Source organism: Streptomyces sp. NPDC056347 (genome assembly GCF_042262625.1).
Classification (GTDB): domain Bacteria; phylum Actinomycetota; class Actinomycetes; order Streptomycetales; family Streptomycetaceae; genus Streptomyces.
Genome location: NZ_JBHJQP010000239.1, coordinates 1 through 9,686, shown reverse-complemented (window position 1 = coordinate 9,686; position 9,686 = coordinate 1). Strand labels below are relative to the sequence as shown.

The following is a 9,686-nucleotide window of genomic DNA, read 5'->3' as shown; positions in this document are numbered from 1 at the left end:
CCCCTCTTCCGGTGCTCCGGTGCCGTGCGGCGCCTACCGCGGAGCCATGGTGCCCACGATGCCCGGGTTCTTCTCCATCCAGGCCTTGACGGCTTCTTCCTCGTGGCCCGCGCCGCGCTTCTGGATCTGGTTCTCCAGTCCGGCGAGCTGGTCCTCGCTCAGCTTGAAGTCCTTGAACCACTCGGTGAGCTGCGGGTAGTGCTTCGGGAAGTCCTTGGAGGCGATGGTGTGCAGCCGGTCCCCGTCACCGAAGGCCTTCTCGGGGTCCGCCAGCTTGGTCATGCCGTACTCGCTGTACGCCCAGTGCGGGGTCCAGAGCAGCACCGCGATGGGCTCCTTCTTGGCGTACGCGCGCTTCAGCTCGGCCAGCATGCCGGGCGTCGAGGAGTCGAGGACCTTGTACTCCTTGTCCAGGCCGTAGGTCGGCAGGACGTTCTTCTTGAGGTTCTCCATCGTGGCGGTGCCGGGCTCGATGCCGACGATCCGGCCCTTGAACCGCTCGGCCTTGCCCTTGAGGTCGGCGAGGGTCCTGACGTCCTTCACGTAGGACGGCACCGCGGCCTCGATGGAGGTGGGGCCGTACCAGGAGCCCAGGTCGCTCAGCTTCGATCCGTACTTCTCCCAGTAGTTCTTCTGGGTGTACGGCAGCCAGCCGTCGAACTGGACGTCGATCTGGCCGCGCGACATCGCGGTGTACATCGGGCCGACCTCGAACTGCTTGAGGTTGATCTTGTAGCCGCGCTCCTCCAGGACCGCTTTCCACAGGTACGTGGCGGCGATGTCCTCCTCCCAGGGGAACCAGGCCATCTCGACGGTGCGGTCCCGCTCGTCCTTGCCGTTCGCGGCCTTGGCGGGGGCCTTCTCGGCGACGGGGGTCCACTTGTCGGCGACGCCCGGGTTGGCCTTCAGCCAGGCGCGGACCGCCTCCTGCTCCTTGCCGGAGCCGGACTTCTGGATCTGCGCCTCGAGGCTGGTGAGCTGGTCCTCGGTCATCGTGAAGTTCTTGAGCCAGTCGCCGACCTCGGGGTTGTCGGCGCCGAAGCCCTTGCGGGCCAGGGTGTGGATGCCGTCGCCCTTGCCCCAGAGGTTCTTGGGGTCCTTGAGCTTGGTCAGCTCGAACTGGTTGTACGCCCAGTGCGGCGACCAGAGCGGAACGACGATGGGCTCCTTCTTGGCGTACGCGCGCTTCAGCTCGGCCAGCATCGACGGGGTGGAGCCGTCGACGACCTTGTACTCCTTGTCCAGGCCGTAGCCCGGCAGAATCTTGTCCTTGAGCAGGCCCGACTCACCGGCGCTCGGCTCGATGCCGACGATCCGGTTCTTGAACTGCGCGCCCTTGCCCTTGAGGTCGTCCAGGGACGTGACGTCCTTCAGGTACGCGGGGACGGCCAGCTCCAGCGAGGTGGGGCCGTACCAGGAACCCAGGTCCTCCAGGCGGTCCTGGTACTTCTTCCAGTAGCTGGCGTGGGTGACCGGGAGCCAGGAGTCGGTCTCGAAGTCGATCTGGCCGTTGGCCATGCCGGTGTAGAGCGCGCCGGCCTCGTACTGCTTGACGTCGACCTCGAAGCCGCGCCGTTCCAGCATCTCCTTCCAGAGGAAGGTGGAGGCGATGCCCTCGTCCCACGGGATGTAGCCCATGCTGATCTTCTTGCCGGCGCCGATCTTCGCGTCGCCCGCGGTGTCCTCGGACTTGTCCGTGCCGGAGGAGCCGAAGACGCCCAGCGCGCCCGCGACGAGCGCGAGGATCACGACGCCGGAGACGGCGACGACGGGCTGCGGACGGTGGTTCCAGATCTTGAGGCCGCCGGACATGGCCTGTGCCCTGGCGAGCGCGCGGCGGGCCAGCGGGGAGACCTCGCGGCCGAGCGCGCTGGTCATCCGGTCCAGGTACATCGCCACGATGACGATGGAGATGCCCGCCTCGAAGCCGAGGCCGACGTCCACGTTGCCGATGGCCCGGTAGACGGCTCCGCCGAGGCCGCCGCCGCCGACCATGCCGGCGATGACCACCATGGACAGGCCCAGCATGATGACCTGGTTGATCCCGGCCATGATCGTGGGCAGGGCGAGCGGCAGCTGGACCCGGAGCAGGGTGTTGCGCCGGGTGGTGCCGAACGCCTCGGCCGCCTCGACGAGTTCGGCGTCGACCTGGCGGATGCCGAGCTCGGTCATCCGGACGCCCGGAGGCAGCGAGAAGATGATGGTGGCGATGATGCCGGGCACCACGCCGACGCCGAAGAAGATGACGCCGGGGATCAGATAGACCATGGCGGGCATGGTCTGCATGAAGTCCAGGACCGGCCGGGTGATCGCGCTGACCGTCTTGGAGCGGGACGCCCAGATGCCCAGCGGCACGGAGAGCACCAGCGCGATGATGGTGGCGACGAGCACCAGGGTGACGGTGTCCATCGCCTCGTCCCACAGCTCGACGGAGTCGATGAGGGCGAAGCCGGCGAAGGCGAGCACACCGGCGAGCAGGCCGCGCAGCCACCAGGCGATGACGGCGACGATGCCCGCGAAGAGCAGTGGTGCGGGGGCGGAGAGCACGGCGGCTATGCCGTCGAACATGCCGCTGACGACGGAGCTGATCGCGTCGAAGAGCCAGGCCAGGTGGGTCTGGAGCCAGTCGACGGCGGAGTCGACCCAGTCGCCGAGGTGGAGCCTAAACACTGGCCACCTTCTTCGTGGCGACGGCGTCGGCCGCGATGTCGCGCGGGGCCTCGATGGGGGTCATCGGCTCACCGAGGACGGCGAGCAGCCGGGCGGGCGGGACGACTCCGACGAGCTTGCCCTTGGCATCGGTGACGGCGACGGCCGCCCCGCCCTGCGAGCAGGGCGTGAAGAGCTCGATGATCGGCGTGGACTCGCTGACGGTGGCGGGGGCGGCCTCGATCACGTCGGCGGGGGTGCGCAGCTCCGCGCCGCCGTCCGAGCCGGTGCCCATGACGGTGTGCGGTTCGGCCATGATGGCGCCCGCGGTCAGCACCCGGGTCCGGTCGACGTCCTGGGTGAAGGAGGCGACGTAGTCGTTGGCCGGGGTGACCAGGATGTCCTCGGCGGTGCCGAGCTGGACGATCCGCCCGTCGCGCATGACGGCGATGCGGTCGCCGAGGCGCATGGCCTCGTTGAGGTCGTGGGTGATGAAGACGATGGTCTTCTTCAGCCGCTTCTGCAGTTCGAGGAGCTGGTCCTGCATGTCGCGGCGGATCAGCGGGTCGAGTGCGCTGAAGGACTCGTCCATCAGCAGCAGGTCGGCGTCGGTGGCCAGGGCGCGGGCCAGGCCGACGCGCTGCTGCATGCCGCCGGACAGCTCGTCGGGCCAGGACTTCTCCCAGCCGGCGAGGCCGGTGAGCTCCAGCGCCTCGGCGGCGCGCTTCTCCCGCTCGGCACGCGGTACGCCCTGGACCTCCAGGCCGTACGCGGCGTTCTCCAGCACGCTGCGGTGGGGAAAGAGCGCGAAGTGCTGGAAGACCATGCTGATCCTGGAGGACCGGACATGGCGCAGCTCGGCGGGGCTCAGGGCGGTCAGGTCCTGGCCGTCGAACAGCACACGTCCGGCCGTGGGCTCCAGAAGTCCGTTGAGCATGCGCAGCAACGTGGACTTGCCGGACCCGGACAGACCCATCACGACGAAGATCTGTCCCGGCTCCACGGTGAACGAGGCGTCGATCACCGCTGCGGTCGTTCCGTCGGTGCGCAGCTCGTCGCGGTCGGCGCCGCTCTCGAGCTTCTGCACGGCTTGATCGGGTCGTCTGCCGAACACTTTGTACAAGTGCTCGGCTTGCAGCCTGGACACATACACCTCGCGGGTCGAACCGAAAACGGTCTGCCACCCCCTCCGGCAGACCGTGGAGCGGCGCGGATTCGGTCCGCATGGCACGTGCACTGGTTGAAACCGGTACGTGTTCCGCTCCGGCTGCGCGCCTGCCCTCACTTACACGGGGCAAACACAAGAGTGACCCAGGTCACACTCGAACGGGGGATGGACACCACGCGTACGCCGGGTTCCGGGCTCGGGGCGGCCGGAGCTGGCGAGGGCCGCTGTCAGCGGGGTACGGCATCATCGGGATGTGACGCGACGCCTGATGCTCCTCGACACCGCCTCCCTCTACTACCGCGCCTACTTCGGCGTGCCCGACTCGGTGCGCGCACCGGACGGGACGCCGGTCAACGCCGTGCGCGGGCTGCTCGACTTCATCGCCCGCCTGGTGCAGGACCACCGGCCGGACTCCCTGGTGGCCTGCATGGACGCGGACTGGCGGCCGCACTGGCGGGTCGAGCTGATCCCCTCGTACAAGGCGCACCGGGTCGCCGCGGAGACCGCCGAGGGCCTGCCCGACGAGGAGGAGACCCCGGACACGCTGGCCCCGCAGGTGCCCGTCATCGAGGAGGTGCTGGACGCGCTCGGTATCGCCCGGGTAGGCGTCGCCGGCTACGAGGCGGACGATGTGATCGGCACGCTCACCGGGCGCGCCACCGGCCCGGTGGACATCATCACCGGCGACCGGGACCTCTACCAGCTGGTCGACGACGCGCGCGGGGTGCGGGTGCTCTACCCGATCAAGGGCGTCGGCTCGCTCCAGCTGACGGACGAGGCCTGGCTCCGGGAGAAGTACGGGGTGGACGGCGCCGGATACGTCGACCTGGCGCTGCTGCGCGGCGACCCGAGCGACGGGCTGCCGGGAGTCCCCGGCATCGGCGAGAAGACCGCGGCGAAACTGCTGGACGCCTTCGGTGACCTGGCCGGGATCATGGCCGCCGTCGACGACCCGTCGTCCCGGCTGACACCCTCGCAGCGCAGACGGCTCGACGAGGCGCGGGAGTACGTGGCGGTCGCCCCCAAGGTGGTCCGGGTCGCCGACGACGTACCGCTGCCGGACTTCGATCCCGCGTTGCCTGCCGCTCCGCGCGATCCCGCCGCCCTCGAAGCCCTGGCGAAGCGGTGGGGGCTGGGCGGAGCCCTTCAGCGGCTGCTCTCCACTCTGCCCGGCTGAGATGCTAGCTTAGGTAAGCCTAAGCAATCGGATCAGGGAGAACCTCGTGGCAGAACGACCGGCGCGGCAGGCACCCACGGCGCGGAGTGCCGAGGTGGTGCGCACCGAGCGGATCACCCCGCACATGGTGCGCGTGGTGCTCGGCGGCGAGGGCCTCGCCGGTTTCGAGCTCTCCGGGTACACCGACCATTACGTCAAGCTCTGCTTCGCCCCCGAGGGCGCCGATTACGCGCACCCCTTCGACATGGCCCGCATCCGCGAGGAGCAGCCGCGCGAGCTGTGGCCCACGACCCGTACCTACACGGTGCGGTCCTGGGACCCGGTCGCCCGGGAGCTCGCGATCGACTTCGTGGTCCACGGCGACGAGGGCCTCGCCGGGCCCTGGGCGATGCGGGCGGTCCCGGGCGAGCGGGTGACGTTCCTGGGACCGGGCGGCGGTTACGGCCCCGACGCCTCGGCGGACTGGCACCTGCTGGTGGGCGACGAGAGCGCACTGCCCGCCGTGGCCGCGGCCATGGAGCAGATGCCCGCGGGCGCGGTGGTGCACGCGTTCGTCGAGGTGTCGGACGCCACGGAGCAGCAGAAGATCGCGACCCCGGACGGCATCGGGGTGACGTGGCTGCACCGCGGCGCACGTCCGGTCGGCGAGGCGCTGGTCGACGCGGTGAAGGGGCTGGAGTTCCCGGCGGGCGAGGTCCGGGCGTTCGTGCACGGCGAGGCGGGCTTCGTGAAGGAGATCCGCCGCCATCTGCGGCTGGAGCGCGGGGTGCCGCTCCCCCAGCTGTCCATCTCCGGCTACTGGCGGCTCGGCCAGAACGACGACGCCTGGCGTTCGGTCAAGCGCGAGTGGAACGCACAGGTGGAGCGCGAGCAGGAGAACGCCGCGTAACACCGCACCACCCCGTGTGCCCCGGCCCCGGCCGGGGCACACGGCCGTCCTGAGCCCCGCGCCACCCCATCGCTTTCCGCGCCCGCCCACCCGCAGGCATATATCACGATGTATCGCGAATTTCGGAAAGCGTGGAAGGATCTCGCATCCCGGGCAAAGGAATCCGCCATGACCGTCTCCATCGCGCTGTTCACCTCCGATCTGCGCCTGCACGACAACCCGGTGCTGTGCGCCGCGATCCGCGACGCGGACGCCGTCGTACCACTGTTCGTGCGCGACCGGGGCATCCGCCGGACCGGCTTCGACGCGCCGAACCGGCGGGCGTTCCTCGCCGACTGCCTCGCCGATCTCGATGCGGGGCTGCGCCGCCGGGGCGGGCGACTCGTCGTCCGCGAGGGCGAGGTGGTGGCCGCCGCCCGCGCCGTGGCCGTGGCGACCGGCGCGCACAGCCTGCATATCGCCGCCGGGGTGAGCGGCTACGCGGCCCGCCGGGAGCACCGGCTGCGCACCGCTCTGGCGGCCGTCGACTGCACCCTGCACGTACACGACGCGGTGGTCACCGCCCTCGCCCCGGGGCGGGTCGTACCGGCGGGCCGCGACCACTATGCGGTGTTCACGCCCTACTTCCGCCGCTGGGAGGAGGCAGGGGTGCGAGGGACGCTGGAGGCGCCGCGTACGGTGCGGCTGCCGGACGAAGTGGCGTCGGACCCGCTGCCGGACCGGGCGGAGGTGACCGGCACCTCCCCCGGGCTCGCCAGGGGCGGCGAGACGACCGGCCGCGGGCTGCTGGCGTCCTGGCTGCGCGGTCCGCTCGCCGACTACGGGAACGCCCACGACGACCCGGCCGCCGACGGGACCTCCCGGCTCTCCCCCCACCTCCACTTCGGCTCCCTCTCGGCGGCCGAAGCGGTCGACCGGGCGAGGCGGCGGGGCGGACCGGGCGCCGACGCGTTCGTACGGCAGCTGGCCTGGCGGGACTTCCACCACCAGGTGCTCGCCGCCCTCCCGGACGCCGCCCGGGAGGACTACCGCACCCGGCACGACCAGTGGCGGTCCGACGCGGAGGAGATCGCCGCCTGGCGGGCGGGGCGCACCGGTTATCCACTGGTCGACGCCGCGATGCGGCAACTGGCCCACGAGGGCTGGATGCACAACCGGGGCCGGATGCTCGTGGCGAGCTTCCTCACCAAGACGCTCTACGTGGACTGGCGGGTGGGCGCCCGGCACTTCCTGGACCTGCTGGTCGACGGCGACCTGGCGAACAACCAGCTCAACTGGCAGTGGATGGCGGGCACCGGCACCGATACGCGCCCCAACCGGGTCCTGAGCCCGGTGGCCCAGGGCAGGCGTCTCGACCCGCACGGCAGCTACGTACGCCGCTGGGTTCCGGAGCTCGCGGAACTGGCGGGCCACGAGATCCACGAGCCGTGGAAGCTGCCCGAGCCCCGCCGGGCCGCGCTCGGCTATCCGGCCCCGCTCGTCGGCCTGGCGGAGGCGCGGGCCCGCTTCGAGCGCGCACGCGGCCTGGGGTGAACCGCGCTTCGTGCCGTTTCCGGGGCCTGACCGGGATACCTCGCGCACGAGCTGCATCTGTTCTTCTCGCCGAGCCGTGACGAGCTGGAGTGGGCGGCCTGCGCCCACGGACTGCGATGAGCGTGACAAGGCGGGCGGACGAGCCATGCCGCAGACGGGCTGCCCGCCCGCAGCGGTGCGAGCGAGCAGCCCGTGGGTCAACCGAGGATGGGGATCAGCCCCACCGCGAAGACGACGTAGAAGCCGGTCGCGACGGCGAGACGAGCAGGGGTGAGTTTGTGGGCGCGCATGGTCAGCAGGAGATAGACGATCGCTGCCGTCGTGATGAGGCCGGACCACAGCAGGGCGCCGTCGAAGTGCCAGCGGGTGAAGATCAGGCCGATGCCGCTGGGCACGGTGGCCTGGATCATCATGGAGCCGGAGATGTTGGCGAGCGCCAGCCTGGTCTTGCCCTGCCGCACCCAGATCACCGCGTTCATGATCTCGGGCAGTTCGGTGGCGACCGGGGAGAGCAGCAGCGCGGTGACCGTCGCGGACAGGCCCAGCATCGGGCCGATGACATCCAGCTGCTTCACGAAGAAGTGCGCGGCGAAGAAGATCACCACGAGGGCCGCCAGGGTCTGCACGGCCACGGCCCAGGTCGCCGGAGAGGCGGCCTTGGGCTGGAGCTTCAGCGGCTCCAGCTCCTCCTCGTCCTCCGCGTCGTCGTCGGCGCGGCTGCTGCGGATCTCCCGCCAGAAATAGACCGCGTACGCGGCGAAGAACAGCACGCCCAGGGCGGGCTTGAACGCGAAGGCCACCAGGCCGAGCGAGACCTTCACGACGAAGATCGGCAGGAACCACTTCTGGTCCTTGGCCAGGCGCTTCATGTCCTTCGCGTCCCCCAGCGCCTCGCCGTTCGACGGGGCGGGATCCGGGCCGGGGCCACCGGCGCCGACGAGGACGGCGGCACGCTCCCTGCGGCGCTTGAGCAGCAGCATCGCTCCGGTCACGCCGTAGGCGACGGTGGCCAGCGCGAGGGGGCCGCCCATCGCGGCGCCGACGCCGATGTTCTTGGCCTCGTCGGTGGCGCCGGTGGTCACCGCGACCAGGGTGACCACTGATTCGGGCAGGGCGGTGCCGAAGGCGGCCAGGATCGTGCCGACCGCCGTCTTCCCCACGTTCAGGCGCTCGCCCAGCCATTCCACCGCGTTGACGAACCACTCACAGGAGAGGTAGATCGCCACCGCGCACACGATGAGCAGTACGAAATGGATCACGGGTATCGTCCGGCCTTCCCGCACCGGCGGGGGCTTCGAGGACGACCAGCGCGCGGGGCGGCGGCAGCTTCGACCCCGCCGACACGCTGATATACGTCATCGGCAATGGGCCGAAGGTCTCGCCCGCCCACATCCAGAACCCGGAAGCGGGCCCGGCCACCGGGAACCCGAGGGCTCCAGTGTGTCGACGACCGGTATTGCGGGGCTACTCCCCTTCGCAGCCGGTCAGCCTACCGGACCTGATACCGGGATGCGGGTCAAAGGGGTTCGCAAATCTACACATAAGTTCGAAATAAGCGCAGAATGGCATTACGGGCCGCTCATCTCGGAGGAGTGACGACCCGGTCCGCAGGAGGGAAGGAGACCACCTCATGTCGAACCTCTCGCACACCGGCCATGACATGGCCACCCACCCCGATGTCCACGAGATGCGGGACCGCTACGCCCGCATGCTCGGTGGCCGGGACGTGGCCCTGGTGGACGCACCGGTGTTCCTGGTCGGCCTGTACTGCGCCATCTCGCCGTGGGTGCTGCACTTCACGGCGACCCAGTCCGCCCTCGCGACCCACAACCTGATCATGGGCATCGCGATCGCCGTGCTCGGCCTCGGGTTCACCGTCATGCCGGAGCGCATGTACGGCCTGAGCGGAGCCATCTGCCTCATGGGCGTCTGGATCATCCTTGCCACATGGATCGTCGGCAGCAGCCCCGGCATCGGCATCGTCCTGAACAACGTCATCGTCGGCGGCCTGACCGTACTGCTCGGACTGGCCTGTGTCGGCGTGGCCCTGAAGAGCGGAAAGCATCCCGACTGAGAAAGGCACGGCCCCGGGGCCTGTGCCCGGCGGATCAGAGCCCGGCGCCTTGCGGCGTGCCGGTGCGGTACGCAGCGTCACCCTCGACCTCCACAAACTCGGCTGGCAGCCCGCATCCGCCGGCCTCCTCGCCGTACCCGAACACCACCACCTCGCCCCGCGCCGGCGGCACGCCCCCGGCCGCCACGCCGACGAC

The 9,686-nt window shown here is 70.3% G+C and carries 7 protein-coding genes; 4 read left to right on the top strand and 3 right to left on the bottom strand.

Features of this window, described 5'->3' with window-relative positions; translation table 11 throughout:
- Positions 1–33: 33 nt before the first annotated feature.
- Both ACFCV8_RS33595 and ACFCV8_RS33590 read right to left on the bottom strand, forming a co-directional pair.
- Positions 34–2,670 carry an ABC transporter permease/substrate binding protein gene (locus tag ACFCV8_RS33595; RefSeq protein ID WP_376689294.1) on the bottom strand — a complete coding sequence of 879 codons (2,637 nt, stop codon included), beginning with the start codon at positions 2,668–2,670 and terminating at the stop codon, positions 34–36.
- Positions 2,663–3,736, bottom strand: a complete 1,074-nt coding sequence (locus tag ACFCV8_RS33590) for a glycine betaine/L-proline ABC transporter ATP-binding protein (RefSeq protein ID WP_376689293.1) — start codon at positions 3,734–3,736, stop codon at positions 2,663–2,665. The genes ACFCV8_RS33595 and ACFCV8_RS33590 overlap by 8 nt, the downstream gene beginning before the upstream one ends.
- A gap of 349 nt (positions 3,737–4,085) precedes the next feature.
- On the opposite strand from ACFCV8_RS33590, the gene ACFCV8_RS33585 reads away from it, so the two are divergent.
- The 3 genes from ACFCV8_RS33585 to ACFCV8_RS33575 all read left to right on the top strand — a co-directional run bounded on the left by ACFCV8_RS33585 (position 4,086) and on the right by ACFCV8_RS33575 (position 7,416).
- Complete coding sequence (locus tag ACFCV8_RS33585) at positions 4,086–4,994, top strand: 5'-3' exonuclease H3TH domain-containing protein (protein ID WP_376689295.1); 909 nt, start codon at positions 4,086–4,088, stop codon at positions 4,992–4,994.
- 46 nt (positions 4,995–5,040) lie between these two features.
- Entirely contained in the window at positions 5,041–5,883 is an 843-nt protein-coding gene (locus tag ACFCV8_RS33580; protein ID WP_376689292.1) for a siderophore-interacting protein, read from the top strand.
- 168 nt (positions 5,884–6,051) lie between these two features.
- Entirely contained in the window at positions 6,052–7,416 is a 1,365-nt protein-coding gene (locus ACFCV8_RS33575; RefSeq protein ID WP_376689291.1) for a cryptochrome/photolyase family protein, read from the top strand.
- A 197-nt stretch (positions 7,417–7,613) separates the two neighbouring features.
- On the opposite strand, the gene ACFCV8_RS33570 is transcribed toward ACFCV8_RS33575, so the two are convergent.
- Positions 7,614–8,675 (bottom strand): sodium:calcium antiporter, encoded by a 1,062-nt coding sequence (locus ACFCV8_RS33570; protein WP_376689290.1) that lies wholly within the window; start codon positions 8,673–8,675, stop codon positions 7,614–7,616.
- Between the two features lie 371 nt (positions 8,676–9,046).
- On the opposite strand from ACFCV8_RS33570, the gene ACFCV8_RS33565 reads away from it, so the two are divergent.
- Positions 9,047–9,490: an SPW repeat protein gene (locus tag ACFCV8_RS33565; protein WP_376689289.1), complete on the top strand. Its 444-nt coding sequence runs from the start codon at positions 9,047–9,049 to the stop codon at positions 9,488–9,490.
- Positions 9,491–9,686 lie beyond the last annotated feature (196 nt).

Excerpts from the sequence above, each read along its gene's own strand:
- ACFCV8_RS33565 (WP_376689289.1), top strand. The coding sequence starts at position 9,047 with ATGTCGAACCTCTCGCACACCGGCCATGACATGGCCACCCACCCCGAT.
- ACFCV8_RS33575 (WP_376689291.1), top strand. The coding sequence starts at position 6,052 with ATGACCGTCTCCATCGCGCTGTTCACCTCCGATCTGCGCCTGCACGAC.
- ACFCV8_RS33585 (WP_376689295.1), top strand. The coding sequence starts at position 4,086 with ATGCTCCTCGACACCGCCTCCCTCTACTACCGCGCCTACTTCGGCGTG.